Consider the following 18,543-nt stretch of genomic DNA (forward strand, 5'->3'; position numbering starts at 1 on the left):
AAACTATTTATTGCACTGTGTTGTATTATTAGCCTGCCTTACGCAGGTGCTGCGGAAAAAAAATTTTTCTCTGCACCGCAATCTGGCACTCATGAAGCACCCGGAGGATTCTGGGGCGCTATTTCAAAAACACCTGAACCAGGAAACCGGCAGACGGGTGGGACCGTACTGGCTGATAAAATGCAAATCAAACCCGCAGAAATTGAAATGCAGCCAGCAGTGAAGGACCTGGCACGCCTGGAAAAACACGTTCCCGCCGACTGGCAGAGTGCAATCCATCTTGCCGTTAGTCACCATCCGTCCATCAGTAGCAGTATCGCCACGCTTGAATCGACAGGATTTGGGATTGAGGCCGCCAGCGCAGGCTATCTTCCTGCGGTGAAGGCAGGCATCACCTCGGGCCGCCAGCAGGCTGAAGGCAGCGGGCACATTGCCACCGTAGGCCTCTCACAAATGCTGTATGACTTTGGCAAAACCGGCAGTGCGGTCGATCAGGCCAGCGCGAAATATCTGCGCCAGCAGGCCACCGTGCTTGAGCAAATTGATGCCGTTATTCAGCAAACCGCACTGGCGATGAATGAGGTCTATCGATATACACAACTCGTTGATAACGCTAAAAAACAAGTAAAGTCACTGCGTGGGATTTTAAATCTGACGCAGCTGCGTGCAGAAGCTGGGGCCAGCACCCGTGTTGACCCGGTACAGGCCCAGGCCCGTGTCGAAGCCGCGGAAGCACAGCAGCAGGATATGGAGATCAAGCTACAGCAGGAGAAATATCATCTTCAGTCACTGCTTGGGCAGCCTGTCGCAGAGAATCGTCTTTCTGCACCGCTGGATTTGCTCCCGCTGATTAAGCGTCAGAGTGAGCGTGTCGATCTGAATAAAAACCCGACCATTCTGGTTGCCCAGGCCGATATCGCTGTGGCTCAGGCTGAGTTAAGAAGCTATAAGGCACAGCGTTATCCGACGCTTTCTCTGGAAGCCAATACCAATAAATATATCGGTGACATTGCCCGCTATCAGACCCACAGCCAGTATCAAAACGTTTATCTGTCACTGAGCAGCACGCTTTATCAAGGGGGGGCGCTGGTGGCACAGGAGCGTGCCAGTGCGAGAGCGCTGGAGGCCGCAAGAGCGATGATCGACAGTAAAAAACTGGAGCTTACCGATCGGCAAAGAAATTATTTTCAAAGCATGATGGGTTTGCAGCGCAATATTAGCCTGCTCACAAAAAGAATGAAAACCATTACGGAAACGCGAGTTTTGTATCGTGAGCAATATTTGTCATTAGGCAACAGGAATGCACTCGATCTGTTAAATACAGAACAAGAAATTAGCCGGGCGGAGCAAGATCTTATTAATGCCCATCGCGATTTATGGGCATCATCTGTTAATTACATTGTGCTTGCAGGAATAGCCAGAGAGGCTTTCAATTTCAATAACCAGGTTGTCCAGGGACTGCGCATTACTGAGTAAGGGCTCCCGGGTTTAATAAAAGGCTATGAGAATGGAAAATAGAGAGCAACAGGAAAAGGCTGACGTTTCATCACAAACGAAAAGCGTTTATACCCCCTGGCTGGAAGCATTATTGCTGGTTGCAAAACATTATCGTCTGGATGGGTCGCCGGAGCGGGTAAAAGGGGAAGCTGAATGGCATTTGCAACAGCTTTCGCCGGATTCGCTGATTGAGACTATGGCTCGCCAGCTAGGCCTGGTAGTGATATTCGATCGCTTCCATCAGGATTTGCTGGATCCCTGGCGCCTGCCGCTGATCGTCGATTTCGGCGATCGTGGTGTGGGTGTTCTCACCAAAGTGGGTGAAGAGAGTAAAGTCAGCGTTTTGCTCAGCGGCGAAAAGCAGCTTGAAACCGTGCTCAGCGTGGAAGATCTGGCGGAACATGCCTGCCGCGTTCTGTTAGTGAAGCCTGAAACGTCAGTGCCGGATGCGCGGGTAGATGACTATATCAAGCCGCATCGTCCGGACTGGCTGTGGCAAACCATTCTTAAGGAGTGGCCCTCCTATGTGAATGTCATGTTCGCCTCGCTGATCGCTAACGTGCTTGGCCTGTCAGCTATGCTCTTCACGATGCAGGTCTATGACCGGGTTATCCCGTCACAATCAATTCCATCGCTGTGGGTATTGTTTATCGGCGTGATGATCGCCCTGACGTTTGTTTTCATCATGCGCATTACTCGTACACATATCTCCGATATAGCAGGTAAAGGCGCGGATTTGCGCATTTCCGATCGGGTTTTTGGACATGCGTTGCGCATTCGTAACGACCTGAGGCCCAGATCCACCGGTTCGTTTATTGCGCAAATTCGCGAGCTGGAACAGATCCGTGAACTGATCACCTCTACCACCATCTCTGCAATTGCCGATCTGCCGTTCGTGATTATTTTTCTGTTTATTCTCTGGCTGCTGGGAGGCTGGCTGGTGCTGGTTCCGTTGGTCGCTATACCGCTGATTATTATTCCAGGCATTCTTGCCCAGCGCTCTCTGGCGAAGCTCTCCAGAGCAACGATGCGTGAGTCTGCGGTGCGGAATGCCATGCTGGTTGAAGCAGTACAGGGCATTGATGACATCAAACTACTGCGTGCGGAACCTTATTTCCAGAACCAGTGGAATCATCTCAATGAAGCCATCAGTAAATCTTCTAAAAAACAACGCTTTATTAGCGGTCTTCTGATGAGCTGGACCAGTGAAGTGCAGACGATTGCTTATATCGGCGTAGTGCTGGTTGGGGCATTTTTTGCCATGAGCGGTGACCTGTCGACCGGCGTCCTCATCGGCTGCTCCATGTTGGCTTCACGGATGATGGCCCCGCTGGGCCAGATGGCGATGATTTTCGGTCGCTGGCAGCAGGCAAAAGTTGCCCGGGAAGGACTGGAAAGCCTGCTAAACAGCGAGGTTGATCAGCCTGAACGCAGCGTACAGGTTCACCGCCCAAGAATTTACGGCGAGTACAAAATGTCCGGGATCAGCTACCGCTATGACCCTAACTCCTCAAAGCCAGTGTTGGCGGTGAACAAACTGACCATTAAGCAGGGTGAAAAGGTAGCCCTGCTCGGCCGGAACGGTTCCGGAAAGTCCACGCTATTACAAATAATGGCTGGCTTGCTGCAACCCGGTGAAGGGATGTTGTTACTGGATGATGTTCGACTTTCCTCCATCGATCCGCTGGACGTGCGTCGTGATGTGGGCCTGGTGGGACAGAACTCGTCACTGTTTTTCGGCACTATCCGTGAGAATTTGCGGTTAGGGATGCCGCTGGCAACAGAAGAAGAGATGTTTGAGGCACTGGATATCAGCGGCGCCATTGAGTTTATTCGCCAGCTGCCGGAAGGTATGGATTATCAGTTGCAGGAGGGCGGAAAAGGATTGTCCGGCGGTCAGAGACAGCAGCTGCTGCTGGCACGCGCCGTGCTTCGTAAACCGAGCGTACTGCTGCTTGATGAGCCAACGGCCTGGCTGGACGACGGCGTGGAAAAACATCTGATCGGCAAGCTGAAGGAATGGATGGGCAATCGCACGTTGATCATTGCCACGCATCGTCCAGCGGTAATGCAGCTCGTTGATCGTATTTTATTGATTGAAAATGGCCAAATTGTTCGGGATGGCAGTAAAGAAGAGATGTTGGTCACCGCGCCTAAAGCGAAGGCCGCACCTCATCAGGGGAAGGTAAATCTTTCATCGCAGGGAGCGGCATCATGATTCAGCAACTCATTAGCTGTTTTAAAAAAGGAAAATCTTCGCGTCCACGGCGATTGTTCTCCTCCGGCGCCGTCATCATCTGGTCGGTGATGGCCATGCTGCTGATGTTCTTTGTCTGGGCCACGCGTTTTCAGCTGGATGAAGTGACCATTGGGGTTGGTAAAGTCGTTCCCAGTATGCACGAGCAGATTATTCAGTCGCTGGAAGGCGGGATCCTTAAAGAGCTGAAAGTGCACGAAGGCGATGTGGTCGAAGCGGGTCAGGTTCTGGCGCTGCTGGACCCCACCCAGATCGATTCTGGCGTGCAGGAGAGTACCGTGCGTATGCGCGCTGCGCTGGCGACCTCTGCGCGTCTTCAGGCAGAAACCGAAGGCCGCGAACTGACCTTTCCGCCTGAAGTGAAGGAGGATAAGCATCTGGTCGCGGCTGAAACGGCGCTCTATAAATCGCGCAGGGAAAATCTTGAAAAAACGCAGAGTGGCCTGCGAGAAGCGCTGGATCTGATCAACCGCGAGCTGAGACTGACTTCCTCACTGGTAGCGAAAGGGGCGGCCAGTGATGTAGAAGTGCTACGGCTGAAAAGGCAGGCCAACGATCTGCAAAGCAAACTCAATGATGCCGAAAACCAGTATATGGTTCGCGCCCGGGAAGATCTGGCAAAGGCCAATACGGAAGTCGCCTCTCAACGCTCCATTATTATCGGACGGGCGGATTCACTGAAGAGAACGATGATTGTGGCGCCGGTCAGAGGGATCGTGAAAGACATTGAGGTGAATACCGTGGGTGGCGTTATCCCGCAGCGCGGCAATTTAATGGAAATCGTCCCGCTGGACGAGCAGCTGGTGGTTGAAGCGCAGATTGCACCACGCGACGTCGCCTTTATTACGCCTGGTCAGCGTGCGGTGGTGAAGCTGACGGCCTATGACTACAACATCTATGGCGGACTTGAAGGCAAGGTGGCTTCTATCTCGCCGGACACTATTCAGGATGAAGTGCACCGGGATCAATATTTCTACCGTGTGTATGTACGCACTGAAAAGGATTCTCTGGTCAACAAAAACGGTAAGCACTTTCCTGTCTATCCGGGGATGATCGCCATGGCGGAAATTCATACCGGCAGCAAAACGATAATGGAATATTTGCTCAAGCCGCTGAACCGCGCACGGGAAGCCCTTCGCGAAAGATAGAGCGTTCAGGGGAGGCCAGCAGGCTTCCCTTTTTGCTGCCATAATCCTGGGCTTTCCTGCTTCCCTTGCCAGGGCAGAAGAGATAATGTGCGCGTTATGGGAGAGAGGGATGTCAGAAAACCTGTTGCTCCCGGTTCATGACAATAACTTTTCTCATTGGAGAAACTATGAGTAAGTCGAAGTACGTTTTGTTTTCAGCAATGTTGTTTGGGGCGATGCCGTTAGTAACGACGGCTTATGCAGAAGGCGAACAGGCTCCGCAGACCCAGACCCCGGAAGGGCAGGATCCGGCTGCACAGGCACCTGATGCGCAGGAATCCGCGACCTCAGAGCCAGATAATTCTACCGCGCCATCCTCGACTTCCCAGACTTCTGCCTCACAGGCTCAGTCTATGCAAAACCCGGATACTGAGGCCCCGGAGCAGCGCGATCCGGCTCATCCGTACGAGATCAAATATTTCTTCGCTGACTTCCAGCGTTTTACCACTGGCAGCGTGGTTCCCGATCGCTATCGCACCAAAAAATATGAAATCGTTGACTGGAAAACCCGTAACCTGCCAGCGCCTGATGCCGGCACTAACTGGACCTATATGGGCGGCAACTACGTGCTGATTTCCAAAGCGGATGGCAAAATCCTGAAAGCGGAATCGGGCGATATTTTCTACAAGCAGAATTAATCTCTGCGGCGCAAAAGTGCCCTTAAAGCAAAACACCCTGCCAGCGTTGCGTTGACAGGGTGTTTTGCAGTGGCCGCTAAGAAAAACGCGTTATGCCTGCGGCGCACGGGAGCCATACAGATAGCGGCAGGAAGCCAGCAGGCACAGGCTGTAGCCTAGCAGCTCACAGCCTTCTTCCGCCATGTTTTTAACCGTGTGGTTATAACCGTCAAGCATCAGATGCTGCCAGAGATCGCGCATGCCAAACAGGCGTGAAAACACCAGCACGGTCAGTAAACCGGCACACATCATCCCCCAGCTTGGCTGACGCAAAAAATCGGCCAGTTCACTGACGGCACGCCGCGGATTCAGCAGGGCGATTGCCAGGCAAACCGCCGCTGTAGCCAGCGCGAACCAAACCCAGCAGCCATGAGAAAGCTCGTCGAACAGAAAATCCAGTTCACGGATCAGCATGCAGGCAAAAAAGCCGCCGATCAGCACCAGGCCAGGGGCCGATTCTTTGAAGACGCGCTGAAAATAGAGTAGCGACGTCACCAGCAGCATCATTTCCTGGGCGATTTCCGTAAAGGACGTTTCGTGAACGGCATCGTTCATCCAGCGAACATCAATAAACACCAGCCCCATCATGGCGCTGATAAAAAGTGCACAGCCAATAAAAGCGAACGCCCGGTTTCGAATAAAAAGTAAATCAGATTGCATACAGCCCCTTATTTTTGTCGGGGCGATTATAAGTATCGTTCTGGTAATGGCTTACCAATTAATGCCGATGAAGATGATAAGGCACAGACGGTTAATCCGTGCCGGGTAAGATTTGCATTAAGTGCGTTTTTCACCGCTTTTCTGCACTATGTTTGCTTATAAGACGCTCGATCGCGGCAACATTATTCCGTTAGCAGGTACTTCTCCTGTTGACGAATAAACCAGGCGAGCGGCACATGGTGCGGTGCCTGCGTCAGCTGTTCAATTCCACGCTCAATAATGGTTGAAGCCTGTTGCCAGAGATCGGGATGACCTTCTTTAAGCAAAGCGATCTGCACGCGCTTTTCTATCAAATATACGCGTGCGAAATGCGGGTCAAAATGAATAATCGAACGGGTATTATCGATGATATCGGCAAGCTTGATGGTCTGTGCATCTGCGGAAGCCTGAGCCGTATGGCGGAAGTGCGCCACCTTACGTGCAGCGCGATTTTTTGCCTTTAGCGACTTGCTGTCGGTCAGCATTTCTACCAGTTCAGCCACTTCCTCGCCAAAATAGCTGGCGATATCCTGCAAGGTGCTCGGCGTATCTTCCACCGTATCGTGCAGCCAGGCGGCAGCCAGCATGGCTTCGTTATCGGTCACGCTTCTTACCAGTTCGACGACGGCTGCCGGATGAACAATATAAGGTTCATCGGTATATTTGCGTCGCTGGCCCGTTTCGGCATGCGCTTTGGTCGCATAACGCCGCGCCTGTTCTTCCAGTGAATTCATCGTCATTCTCCCCGTGGACTAATATTCGCTTGCAATTATGTAGTGTGCTATTTATATTTTTGCTTATGACTACAGATAAAGATGACAAAAAAGCGGAAGCGCCGCCACTGTTGCTTGATCAGCAGCTCTGTTTTGCGCTTTACTCTGCCAATCTCGCGCTTAACAAGCTTTACCGCCAGCTGCTGACCGGGCTGGAGATCACCTATCCGCAATATCTGGTGATGCTGGTGCTGTGGGAGCGCGATGATGTCACCGTATCGGATATCGGTGAGCGGCTGTTTCTGGATTCCGCCACCCTGACGCCACTGCTGAAAAGACTCGAAGCGGCAGGCTTACTGAATCGCCAACGCTCCCGTAAAGATGAGCGACAGGTTGTCGTCACGCTCACTGAACAGGGGCGATCGCTGCGTGAAAAAGCGGTGGCGATACCGGATGCGGTTTTCTCGGCGTCGTCTTGTCAGGCTGACACGCTGAAGTCACTGAAACAAGAACTGGAAAACCTGCGCGATAACCTCAACGGTTAGGCGTGGGAGTTTGCCGGGCCATCGCGTCCGGAAAAGCAGAACTATACTTAACAAGCTCGCGCTGATAAATCGCTCGCGATTTAATAGCGCAAAATAACTGAACCTGCATAGCAAGGAGTCTCTGATGTCTTTAGAAAAAGTTGTTTATCGTGCAAAAGCGAAAGCTACCGGTGGTCGTGACGGTCGTGCTACCTCTTCTGATGGCGTACTGGATGTTAAACTGGGCGTGCCAAAAGAGATGGGCGGCGCAGGTGGTGAAGTGACTAACCCTGAGCAACTTTTTGCTGCCGGTTATTCAGCCTGCTTCCTGGGCGCGATGAAGTTCGTGGCGGGTCGCGATAAAATCGCCATGCCGAAAGAGGCGTTTATTGAAGGTGAAGTCGGTATCGGCCCTATCCCAAATGGTTTCGGTATCGAAGCAACGCTGACTATCCATCTGGAAGGTATGGACGCGGCAGAAGCGAAGAAACTGGTTGATGCGGCGCATATCGTCTGCCCGTATTCTAACGCCACTCGCGACAACATCGACGTGACGCTGAATATCGTTAACTGATGATCCATGGCCAGGGCGGTGCATTCTGCCCTGGTATTTTGCGGATTGGCGATCCCATCCTGTCCCCTGTCATTGCGGCTTTAACAACCTTTGAAGTTGCGTAACTTCTCTCATTTCAGCCTTTATTCACGCAATTGATCTGATTATTCCCCGGTAATGTGGTTAACTACGCCGCGCTCACGCTGAGAGATTCCTGCCCCTCCAGAAGGAGACGGGAATGTCAGCTTCAAATGATAATCGACCTGTTTTCCGAACTCTGGCGCAACGGCACGGTCTGATTACCGTTTAGAATTCGTTTAAGTTACACCGGGAAAAAGGTTGGATGAACTATTTAAAATCATTAACTCAGCAAAAATTGTCACTTTTGCTGGCATTTTACGTCGGTATATTCCTGAATATCCCCGTTTTTTATCGTCGCTTCGATCCATTTTTAGCGCATTTTAAAGCCTCACAGTGGTTTTCCGCTCTGGCTGAAGTGGTTGCCATTGTCCTGCTAACATTTTTCCTGATGCGCCTGCTGTCGCTCGGCGGCAAGCTATTCTGGCGTATCACTACCACGGCGCTGGTGCTGATTTCCGTCGCTGCCAGTTACTATATGAGCTTCTTTAACGTTGTGATTGGCTACGGCATTGTTGCCTCGGTGATGACAACCGATACCGATCTGTCGAAAGAAGTTATTGGCTACCATTTTGTACTGTGGATGGTGCTGGTCAGTGCGCTGCCGATGCTGCTGATCTGGCGTAACGCCCTGCGCATGACGCTGCTTGAGCAACTCAAAACGCCCGGCCAGCGCTTAAAACCGCTTGGTCTGTTATTACTGACCGTGGCGCTGGTATGGTTGCCTATTCGCTATTTCGATAAGCAGCAGAACATTAACGAGAAGCTGACTAACGTTGACCTGCCGAGTTATGGCGGCGTGGTGGCGCACTCTTATCTGCCGTCTAACTGGTTGTCCGCGCTGGGGCTGTTTGCCTATACCAGCTACGATGAAAGAATGGACAGCAAAGACCTGTTCGACCCGGCCAAAAAGTTTACCTATAACGCACCCGCCGGGCTGGATGACACCTATGTCGTTTTCGTCATTGGTGAAACCACACGCTGGGATCATATGGGTTTGCTGGGCTACGATCGTGATACCACGCCAAAACTGTCCAAAGAGAAAAACCTGGTGGCCTTCCGTGGAGAATCCTGCGATACCGCAACCAAGCTCTCTTTACGCTGTATGTTTGTGCGTGAAGGCGGGACGGATGAAGGCCCTGGCCGCACGTTGAAAGAGCAAAACGTCTTTTCCGTGCTGAAAGAGCTGGGCTTCAGTTCAGAGCTGTTCGCGATGCAGAGTGAAGTCTGGTTCTATAACAACACCAATGCGGATAACTATGCGTTTCGTGAGCAGATTGGCTCGGAAAAGCAGAATCAGGGCAAGTCGGTTGACGATATGCTGCTGGTGCCTGAGCTGAAAAAGTCGCTCGACAGGCATCCCGCAGGCAAACACCTGGTGGTGCTGCATACCAAAGGTTCTCACTATCTTTACTCACAGCGCTATCCGCGTGACTTTGCCCGCTACCAGCCGGAATGCATGGGCGTTGACGAAACCTGTAGCAAGGCGATGTTGATTAACGCCTTCGATAACTCCGTTTTGTATACCGATACGGTGCTCGACAGCGTCTATGATCAACTGCGCGATAAGAAGGCGATTGTGTTTTACGCGGCCGACCATGGTGAATCAATCAGCGAAAATATGCATCTGCACGGTACGCCTCGTCATATGGCACCGCCAGAGCAGTTCCGCGTACCGATGATTATCTGGGCTTCCGATAAATATCTGGCCGACCCGCAAAATCAGAGCGCCTTCGATCGTCTGAAAGCGCAGCAGCGTGTGGGCACGACACATCGCCACGTTGAGCTGTTCGATACGATTCTGGGTTGTCTGGGATACACCTCGCCGGACGGCGGTATCAAACAGGCAAACAACTGGTGTGCCGACCCGAAGAAAGCGGTGGCTGACAAAACCTGAGGGTAGCGCCCGACCAGTCTGAACAGCCCCCATTTCCTGCCGGAGTGGGGGTTTTTTATTGGCTTCTGTCTAAAGCGTCTAAGCGTTGTTCAGGAGCAATACGCTTCTCGCCGCTTTTAGCCACTAAAAAGCGTGCTCACTGGACTCTCGACATGCACAGGATAATATCCTGACCGACCAAAAAACCTTTCCCGTTTCGCTCTCCGTCTTTAAACGCTAAAGCGATAAAAAACCTTATCCCAACTACGATCAATAACTTAATTTGTGCCGCGTTTCGCTTAAACGCGCAATGCGGTCATTCCCAAAATATCCTGGCCGCGTTGCAGCATATTTATCTGCCATGCCAGCCATAAGCAAAGCGTATCGTTAAAAAAAGGCTGCAATGTGGATATTTTTACAGGATTTTTTACGAAGCGAATCGCTGGTCAGAAAAGCAAAGGCGATATTTTAAGCGGGTATTTCGCATTGTGGCATTTCTATACACCATAAATGCGCGATTTTTACGCTTTTTTGTATTTGCTTGCGGGTTCTCACACTCTGTGTAAATACCGCGCCGTCGTATTGACGTTTTATGCAACTGTTGACAAATTGATCGTTCAGTGGCGAAAAGAAGCGGATTTGTCTTATGGCAGTCGCCGTAACGCGTTTTCCTCTCTCTCTCCCTCTCACTATCGCCGCAAGGCACACCGCACGGACCACACTCAAAAAAAACAGGTCCGGCGTAAGCACTTAACACCACATCATAACTGGAGCTGAAGCATGAGTAATTCCCTGGTTAAAACAAGGATGCTAAAGGTAGGTCTGAGCCTGATCGCGCTGACCGTTGCCGCCGGCGTCCAGGCTAAAACCCTGGTCTATTGTTCTGAAGGGTCGCCTGAAGGCTTTAACCCGCAGCTGTTTACCTCCGGCACTACCTATGACGCCAGCTCTGTTCCCATCTATAACCGTCTGGTTGAATTTAAAATCGGCACCACGGAAATCCAGCCAGGCCTGGCGGAGAAGTGGGATGTCAGTGAAGATGGCAAAACCTACACTTTCCATCTGCGTAAAGGCGTGAAGTGGCAGAATACCAAAGACTTCAAACCCAGCCGCGACTTCAACGCGGATGATGTGGTTTTCTCTTTTGAACGTCAGCTGGATAAAAACAATAAGTATCACGGCGTGTCTGGCGGCAGCTATGAATACTTTGAAGGCATGGGTATGCCCGCACTTATCAGCAAAATCGAAAAGGTGGATGATTACACCGTGCGCTTCGTGCTGAACCGTTCTGAAGCGCCGTTCCTGGCTGATTTGGGGATGGACTTCGCCTCTATCATGTCTGCGGAATACGCCGACAACATGCTGAAAGCCGGCACACCGGAAAAAATCGATCTGAACCCTGTCGGCACCGGGCCTTTCCAGCTGCTGCAATACCAGAAAGATTCCCGCATTCTGTACAAGCGTTTCGATCAGTTCTGGGGCACCAAGCCAAAAATCGATCGCCTGGTGTTCTCCATCACGCCTGATGCCTCCGTACGTTACGCCAAGCTGCAAAAAGGCGAGTGCCAGGTGATGCCTTTCCCTAATCCGGCGGATATCGCACGGATGAAAGAAGATAAAAATATCAACCTGATGCAGATGCCAGGCCTTAACGTCGGCTATCTCTCTTTCAATACCGAGAAAAAACCGCTCGATAACCAAAAGGTGCGTCAGGCACTGACGATGGCGGTGAACAAACAGGCCATTATTGATGCGGTTTATCAGGGGGCAGGGCAGGCAGCGAAAAACCTGATCCCGCCAACGATGTGGAGCTATAACGACGCGATTCAGGATTACGCTTACGATCCTGCTAAAGCGAAAGAGCTGCTGAAAGAAGCAGGCATGCCGGACGGCTTCTCCATCGACCTGTGGGCGATGCCGGTGCAGCGTCCATACAACCCTAATGCCCGCCGTATGGCTGAGATGATCCAGAACGACTGGGCGAAGATTGGCGTGAAAGCCAAAATTGTGACCTACGAATGGGGCGAATACCTGAAGCGTGCCAAGGCGGGTGAACATCAGAGCGTGATGATGGGCTGGACCGGCGATAACGGCGATCCGGATAACTTCTTCGCCACGCTGTTCAGCTGCGCGGCCGCCAAAGATGGTTCGAACTACTCGCGCTGGTGCTATAAGCCATTCGAAGATCAAATCCAGCCAGCCCGTGCCGAAGCGGATCACAACAAGCGTATCGAGTATTACAAACAGGCGCAGGTCGTGATGCACGATCAGGCACCAGCGTTGATTATCGCTCACTCTACGGTGTATGAGCCGGTTAACAAAAAAGTGACCGGTTACGTGGTCGATCCTCTGGGTAAACATCACTTCGAGAACGTCGATATTCAGGAGTAATTCTGACGCGGACGGCGCAGCAGGTTGCGCTGTCCGCCGCTGGTTGTCCCCCCGTTCCTGATAGAAAATCACCATTTATTGAATATTTTTAATAGATGTCAGGCCAGGGCGCTTTTCGGGCGTCGCGGTTGGATTACCCGACCGCAAGATGTGAGCAATGATAATCCTGTCGGCAACGATCCGGCGGGAAACTAAAGAGAATCCGGATTATGCTGCAGTTCATATTCCGACGTCTGGGACTTGTCATCCCAACGTTTATTGGTATCACCCTGTTAACGTTCGCTTTTGTGCATATGATCCCGGGCGACCCGGTGCTGATTATGGCGGGTGAACGCGGTATGTCTCCTGAACGTCATGCTCAGCTGCTGGCCCAAATGGGGCTGGATAAACCGCTGTGGCAACAATACGTTTCCTACGTCTGGGGCGTGTTTCATGGCGACCTGGGCATTTCACTTAAAAGCCGGATACCGGTTTGGGAAGAGTTCGTTCCTCGCTTTAAAGCGACGCTGGAACTGGGGATCTGCGCGATGATTTTTGCGGTCGCTGTAGGGATCCCGGTCGGCGTGCTGGCCGCCGTAAAACGCGGTTCCATCTTCGATCACACCGCCGTCGGCATTTCACTGACCGGCTATTCCATGCCGATTTTCTGGTGGGGAATGATGCTGATCATGCTGGTTTCGGTTCAGCTGAATTTGACGCCGGTTGCCGGACGTATTGGCGACACGGTATTTCTGGATGACAGCAAACCGCTAACTGGCTTTATGCTGATCGATACGCTGTTGTGGGGAGAAGAGGGCGACTTTAAAGATGCGGTCATGCATATGATCCTGCCCGCTATCGTGCTGGGCACCATTCCTCTGGCGGTTATCGTGCGTATGACCCGCTCGGCCATGCTGGAAGTGCTGGGAGAAGATTACATCCGCACGGCCCGTGCCAAGGGACTGACACGGATGCGAGTGATCGTGGTGCATGCATTGCGTAATGCAATGCTGCCGGTCGTCACGGTGATTGGTTTACAGGTGGGAACGCTGCTGGCGGGTGCCATCCTGACCGAGACGATTTTCTCGTGGCCCGGTTTGGGTCGTTGGCTGATCGATGCGCTACAACGCCGTGACTATCCGGTTGTGCAGGGCGGCGTGCTGATGGTGGCGACGCTGATTATCCTGGTCAACCTGCTGGTTGACGTGCTTTACGGCGTGGTCAATCCACGCATTCGCCACAAGAAATAAGGGGGCCAGCATGTCTTTAGTCGATCCGGGCAGCGTGCCCGCTGCACCTAAGCCCATGACCCCGCTACAGGAGTTCTGGCACTACTTCAAACGTAATAAAGGCGCGGTTATCGGCCTGGCTTACGTGGTTCTGGTCTTTTTTATCGCCATATTCGCCAACTTTATCGCACCGCATGCACCGGCGGATCAGTTCCGCGATGCGCTGCTGCATCCGCCGGTTTGGCAGGAGGGTGGCAGCTGGCAGTACATTCTTGGCACCGACGATGTGGGCCGTGATGTGCTCTCGCGCCTGATGTATGGTGCGCGTCTCTCACTGCTGGTTGGATGTCTGGTTGTGGTGCTGTCGCTGATCCTTGGCGTGATTTTCGGCCTGATTGCGGGCTATGTGGGCGGCGCGACGGATGCCATCATTATGCGCCTCGTCGATATCATGCTGGCGCTGCCGAGCCTGCTGCTGGCGCTGGTGCTGGTCGCCATCTTCGGGCCGTCGATTATTAACGCGTCTATTGCGCTAACCTTCGTGGCTTTGCCGCACTACATCCGTCTGACGCGTGCGGCGGTGCTGGTGGAAGTGCATCGTGATTACGTTACCGCCTCGAACGTCGCGGGCGCGGGTGCAATGCGGCAGATGTTTATCAACATTCTGCCCAACTGCCTGGCGCCGTTGATCGTGCAGGCTTCGCTGGGTTTCTCCAACGCCATCCTTGATATGGCCGCGCTGGGTTTCCTGGGTATGGGGGCGCAACCGCCAACGCCGGAGTGGGGCACGATGCTCTCCGACGTGTTGCAGTATGCGCAAAGTGCCTGGTGGGTCGTCACCTTCCCCGGTTTGGCGATTCTGCTGACGGTTCTGGCATTTAACCTGATGGGCGATGGTTTACGCGACGCCCTCGACCCGAAACTCAAGCAGTAGAGGCATCCGATGGCATTATTAAATATAGACCAACTGTCGGTGCATTTCGGCGACGAGAAAGCACCGTTCCGCGCGGTAGATCGCATCAGCTATCAGGTTGAACAGGGCCAGGTAGTGGGCATCGTGGGCGAATCCGGTTCCGGAAAATCGGTCAGTTCTCTGGCAATCATGGGACTGATTGATTATCCCGGCAGAGTGATGGCTGACCGGCTGGAGTTTAATCAGCGCGATTTGAAGCGCATTTCTGAAAAAGAACGCCGCCAGCTGGTTGGCTCCGAAGTGGCGATGATTTTTCAGGATCCGATGACCAGCCTGAATCCCTGCTACACCGTAGGCTTTCAGATTATGGAAGCGATCAAGGTGCACCAGGGCGGTAATAAACGCACGCGCCGCCAGCGTGCGATAGATTTACTGAATCAGGTTGGCATACCCGATCCGGCCTCCCGACTGGATGTTTATCCGCACCAGCTTTCCGGCGGCATGAGCCAGCGCGTGATGATCGCGATGGCGATTGCCTGTCGGCCAAAATTGCTGATTGCCGATGAGCCAACCACGGCGCTCGATGTCACCATTCAGGCGCAGATCATTGAGCTACTGCTTGATCTTCAGCGTCAGGAAAACATGGCGCTGATCCTGATCACGCACGATCTGGCGCTGGTGGCGGAAGCAGCGCAACACATTATCGTCATGTACGCCGGGCAGGTCGTGGAAACCGGCAGGGCGGTGGATATCTTCAAAGCGCCGCGCCATCCCTACACTCAGGCGCTGCTGCGCGCGCTGCCTGAGTTTGCCGTTGATAAGGCGCGACTGGCTTCACTACCCGGCGTGGTGCCGGGGAAATATGACCGGCCAAACGGCTGCCTGCTAAATCCGCGCTGCCCGTATGCGCAGGACCGTTGTCGTGTCGAAGAACCTGAATTACGTGATATTCCGGGACGCCAGTCCAAATGTCATTTCCCACTGGATGATGCCGGGAGACCAACTTATGAAGCAAGCTACTGACTCTGCCCTGCTGATGCAGGCAATCGATCTGAAAAAGCATTACCCGGTGAAGAAAGGGCTGTTCGGTCAGGAGCGATTGGTGAAAGCGCTGGACGGCGTCTCTTTCAACCTCGAGCGCGGCAAAACGCTGGCGGTCGTTGGCGAATCGGGTTGCGGAAAATCCACGCTGGGCCGCCTGTTGACGATGATTGAAACGCCCACCGAAGGACAGCTGTTTTATCAGGGACAGGATTTGCTGAAGCCCGATCCTTCCGCGCAGCAGCTACGGCGTCAAAAGATTCAGATTGTCTTCCAGAACCCGTATGGCTCTCTCAACCCGCGGAAAAAAGTCAGCCAAATACTGGAAGAACCGCTGCTGATCAATACTCGCCTGAGTAAAGCGGAACGGCGTGAAAAAACGCTGGCGATGATGGCGAAGGTCGGGCTTAAAACGGAACATTACGACCGCTATCCGCATATGTTTTCTGGCGGCCAGCGCCAGCGCATCGCTATCGCTCGCGGGTTGATGCTCGATCCGGACGTGCTGATTGCCGATGAGCCGGTCTCCGCGCTGGATGTTTCCGTCCGTGCTCAGGTGCTGAACCTGATGATGGATCTGCAACAGGAGCTGGGTCTCTCCTACGTGTTTATCTCGCACGACCTGTCGGTGGTAGAGCATATCGCGGATGAGGTGATGGTAATGTATCTGGGACGTTGCGTGGAGCGGGGCACGAAAGAAGCGATTTTTGCGAATCCGCGTCATCCCTATACTCAGGCGCTGCTGTCCGCCACGCCTCGTCTTAACCCGGACGATCGGCGCGAACGCATCAAGCTTACCGGCGAGCTGCCAAGCCCACTTAATCCGCCGCCGGGCTGTGCGTTCAACGCGCGTTGTCGACGTCGTTTCGGTCCCTGTACGCAGTTTCAGCCGCAGCTGAAACAGTATGGTGAACAGCAGATTGCCTGTTTTGCTGTGGATCAGGATGAAGGGCAGTCGGTTCCGCGTTAATGAAAAGCCGGTACGACAGGAAAAATCGTTACCGGCTTTTAAATTTATAAAAGAGGGTTAAAAGGTCACTTAACATAAATTTATTTCAATTTTTACCTGAGCCGACAGGCTCGGTATTGCCTGAGAAAGTCGGATTTTTTCAAAATCGTTGCGCTTACTTTCTTATAAAAAAGGATGAATATTAATTTTCGTCTTTTCAGACTGCGTATGCAGGCTATTTAAGTCAAATGATTGCATTATTGATTACCAGGCTGTGAAATCATTTACACGCTAAATACCTTAATGTCTATTAAGTAATAAAACTATTCGCCTTTCTATTAAGAATAATCTCATGTAAGCGGATATTATATGATATATTGCCGCGAAATTTTCCACACCTCGTGACCCTTCCCATGAAAAGTTATGACGATCTGCAGCGTTTTAAAGAGAAAACGCATACAAACCATATCGAATTCAAGGATATGTCTGAACAGACAAAGAATTCAGACAGTGCGAACTGGGCGATCATCAAACAGCTGATGAACCACAGCACCACGCCGACCTTAGGGAATGGTCAAAGTATTAACGTCGCGGTGCCGCAGCCTATTGCAGAAGATACATTCAGCCTGGCTGCTACGCCGTTACAGGCCCGCCCTGATCTGCCCGCACGCCGCACGCCACCTGCTGCCGTACCGCGTGCAGGCAGCGTGGCTGCTTTTGTTGCGGCTCAGCCCGCGGATGTGGGTAGTCGCTCACTGCTGGAGAGCGTATCGGCTTCGTTGAAACCTGCGTTAACCGCCATTTCGCCAGCCGCAGCTGACGCACACTATGCTGCCGGATCGGTGCCCGTTGACATTGCACAGGCGCATGCTGGTTTTGCGGAAACTGACGTTCGTCCCGCTGCCGAAGAGGCATCGACAGATATTTTCACCCAGCTTCAAAAATCTGCGCCGCTTCCGGTCGCGCAACCGGCCCGGCCTGTCGCGCGTAGCGCAGTCGAGACGGAAACCCCGCGTTTCAAACAGCTGTTTAGCGCCACATCTGAAGCCAGGACCTTATCCAAAGATACCCTGCTGCAACCCCTGTTGGAGAGAATTGCCTTATGCCGTTAGTTTGTGTTTGTTCTCCCAAAGGTGGCGTAGGTAAAACCACGCTTGCAGCTAACCTGGCCTACACGCTGGCTCGCGGCGGAAGCAAAGTGTTAGCCATCGACTTCGATGTGCAGAACGCTTTACGCCTGCATTTTGGCGTGCCGTTGTCTGACGGGCGTGGTTTTGTGGCGAAATCGGCCGGATCACCAGACTGGAGTCAGTCTATCCTCACCACCGGCGGTAATATTTTTGTGATGCCGTACGGCGACGTTACTGAGGATCAGCGCGTTGAATTTGAAGGGAATTTATCGCAAGACCCTAACTTTCTTAAGCGTGGTCTGCAAACCGTTCTGAACTATCCTGGCCTGATTATCGTGGCTGATTTTCCTCCAGGCCCCGGGCCCGCCCTAAAGGCAATGACCGATCTTGCCGATTTACACCTTGTGGTCATGCTGGCGGATACCGCCTCGCTATCGCTGTTGCCGCAAATTGAGAACGAAAAAATGATTGGCGGCGCGCTGAATCAGCGGGCTGGTCACTTCTTCGTGCTTAACCAAAGCGACAGCCGCCGTAACATCAGTCGTGACGTCACGACCTTTATGCAGCAGCGTCTGGGCGACCGTTTGCTTGGCGTGGTAAACCGTGATGAAAGCGTGGCAGAGGCTAACGCCTCTCAGCAATCCATTTATGACTTCAGCCCGGTTTCCGCAGCGGCCTTTGATATCGAAATAGTGGGCAAGCGCGTTGCGGCGCTGCTGGATATCAAGGTAGGTGATGGTGAAATGCAGGCCCCGTTGCGCTCGCGCTAGCTAACGGCTGAGTACAGGAT

General features: G+C 52.7%; 16 protein-coding genes. 14 read left to right on the forward strand and 2 right to left on the reverse strand.

The window, feature by feature from the left end; genetic code table 11:
• Window positions 1–180: 180 nt before the first annotated feature.
• The 4 genes from EHV07_RS00345 (at window position 181) to EHV07_RS25075 (ending at window position 5,579) form a co-directional block, all read left to right on the forward strand.
• Window positions 181–1,476: a TolC family outer membrane protein gene (locus tag EHV07_RS00345; protein ID WP_254446286.1), complete on the forward strand. Its 1,296-nt coding sequence runs from the start codon at window positions 181–183 to the stop codon at window positions 1,474–1,476.
• A 31-nt stretch (window positions 1,477–1,507) separates the two neighbouring features.
• Window positions 1,508–3,715 (forward strand): type I secretion system permease/ATPase, encoded by a 2,208-nt coding sequence (locus EHV07_RS00350; protein ID WP_147193756.1) that lies wholly within the window; start codon window positions 1,508–1,510, stop codon window positions 3,713–3,715.
• Window positions 3,712–4,902, forward strand: coding sequence for an HlyD family efflux transporter periplasmic adaptor subunit (locus EHV07_RS00355; protein ID WP_147193758.1), 1,191 nt, complete (start codon window positions 3,712–3,714; stop codon window positions 4,900–4,902). The genes EHV07_RS00350 and EHV07_RS00355 overlap by 4 nt, the downstream gene beginning before the upstream one ends.
• 167 nt (window positions 4,903–5,069) lie before the next feature.
• Window positions 5,070–5,579, forward strand: a complete 510-nt coding sequence (locus EHV07_RS25075; protein WP_147193762.1) for an RcnB family protein — start codon at window positions 5,070–5,072, stop codon at window positions 5,577–5,579.
• Window positions 5,580–5,669: 90 nt separating this feature from the next.
• Here the strand turns inward: EHV07_RS25075 and EHV07_RS00365 are convergent, their stop codons facing one another.
• Together EHV07_RS00365 and EHV07_RS00370 are read right to left on the reverse strand one after the other, a co-directional pair.
• Window positions 5,670–6,278: a hypothetical protein gene (locus EHV07_RS00365; RefSeq protein WP_147193764.1), complete on the reverse strand. Its 609-nt coding sequence runs from the start codon at window positions 6,276–6,278 to the stop codon at window positions 5,670–5,672.
• Between the two features lie 182 nt (window positions 6,279–6,460).
• Window positions 6,461–7,051 (reverse strand): HD domain-containing protein, encoded by a 591-nt coding sequence (locus EHV07_RS00370; RefSeq protein ID WP_147193766.1) that lies wholly within the window; start codon window positions 7,049–7,051, stop codon window positions 6,461–6,463.
• 65 nt (window positions 7,052–7,116) lie between these two features.
• On the opposite strand from EHV07_RS00370, the gene EHV07_RS00375 reads away from it, so the two are divergent.
• From EHV07_RS00375 to bcsQ, 10 genes are all read left to right on the forward strand, one after another.
• Window positions 7,117–7,575, forward strand: coding sequence for a MarR family winged helix-turn-helix transcriptional regulator (locus EHV07_RS00375; protein WP_147193768.1), 459 nt, complete (start codon window positions 7,117–7,119; stop codon window positions 7,573–7,575).
• Between the two features lie 124 nt (window positions 7,576–7,699).
• The gene (locus EHV07_RS00380) at window positions 7,700–8,128 is read left to right on the forward strand and encodes an organic hydroperoxide resistance protein (RefSeq protein WP_147193771.1); all 429 of its coding nucleotides are present in this window, start codon (window positions 7,700–7,702) and stop codon (window positions 8,126–8,128) included.
• A 322-nt stretch (window positions 8,129–8,450) separates the two neighbouring features.
• Window positions 8,451–10,142, forward strand: coding sequence for a kdo(2)-lipid A phosphoethanolamine 7''-transferase (gene eptB / locus EHV07_RS00385; RefSeq protein ID WP_147193773.1), 1,692 nt, complete (start codon window positions 8,451–8,453; stop codon window positions 10,140–10,142).
• A gap of 759 nt (window positions 10,143–10,901) precedes the next feature.
• The gene (gene dppA, locus EHV07_RS00390; protein ID WP_147193777.1) at window positions 10,902–12,512 is read left to right on the forward strand and encodes a dipeptide ABC transporter periplasmic-binding protein DppA; all 1,611 of its coding nucleotides are present in this window, start codon (window positions 10,902–10,904) and stop codon (window positions 12,510–12,512) included.
• A gap of 209 nt (window positions 12,513–12,721) precedes the next feature.
• The gene (gene dppB, locus EHV07_RS00395) at window positions 12,722–13,741 is read left to right on the forward strand and encodes a dipeptide ABC transporter permease DppB (RefSeq protein ID WP_147193779.1); all 1,020 of its coding nucleotides are present in this window, start codon (window positions 12,722–12,724) and stop codon (window positions 13,739–13,741) included.
• A 10-nt stretch (window positions 13,742–13,751) separates the two neighbouring features.
• Window positions 13,752–14,654, forward strand: coding sequence for a dipeptide ABC transporter permease DppC (gene dppC, locus EHV07_RS00400; protein WP_147193781.1), 903 nt, complete (start codon window positions 13,752–13,754; stop codon window positions 14,652–14,654).
• 9 nt (window positions 14,655–14,663) lie between these two features.
• Window positions 14,664–15,656, forward strand: a complete 993-nt coding sequence (dppD, locus tag EHV07_RS00405) for a dipeptide ABC transporter ATP-binding protein (RefSeq protein WP_147193783.1) — start codon at window positions 14,664–14,666, stop codon at window positions 15,654–15,656.
• Complete coding sequence (gene dppF, locus EHV07_RS00410; RefSeq protein ID WP_147193785.1) at window positions 15,640–16,644, forward strand: dipeptide ABC transporter ATP-binding subunit DppF; 1,005 nt, start codon at window positions 15,640–15,642, stop codon at window positions 16,642–16,644. The genes dppD and dppF overlap by 17 nt, the downstream gene beginning before the upstream one ends.
• 392 nt (window positions 16,645–17,036) lie before the next feature.
• Window positions 17,037–17,735: a cellulose biosynthesis protein BcsO gene (gene bcsO / locus EHV07_RS00415; protein WP_147193787.1), complete on the forward strand. Its 699-nt coding sequence runs from the start codon at window positions 17,037–17,039 to the stop codon at window positions 17,733–17,735.
• On the forward strand, window positions 17,726–18,523 hold the full coding sequence (gene bcsQ, locus EHV07_RS00420; RefSeq protein ID WP_147193789.1) for a cellulose biosynthesis protein BcsQ: 798 nt from the start codon (window positions 17,726–17,728) through the stop codon (window positions 18,521–18,523). Before bcsO ends, bcsQ begins: the two co-directional genes overlap by 10 nt.
• Window positions 18,524–18,543 lie beyond the last annotated feature (20 nt).

Source organism: Pantoea sp. CCBC3-3-1, assembly GCF_007981265.1.
Classification (GTDB): Bacteria; Pseudomonadota; Gammaproteobacteria; order Enterobacterales; family Enterobacteriaceae; genus Erwinia.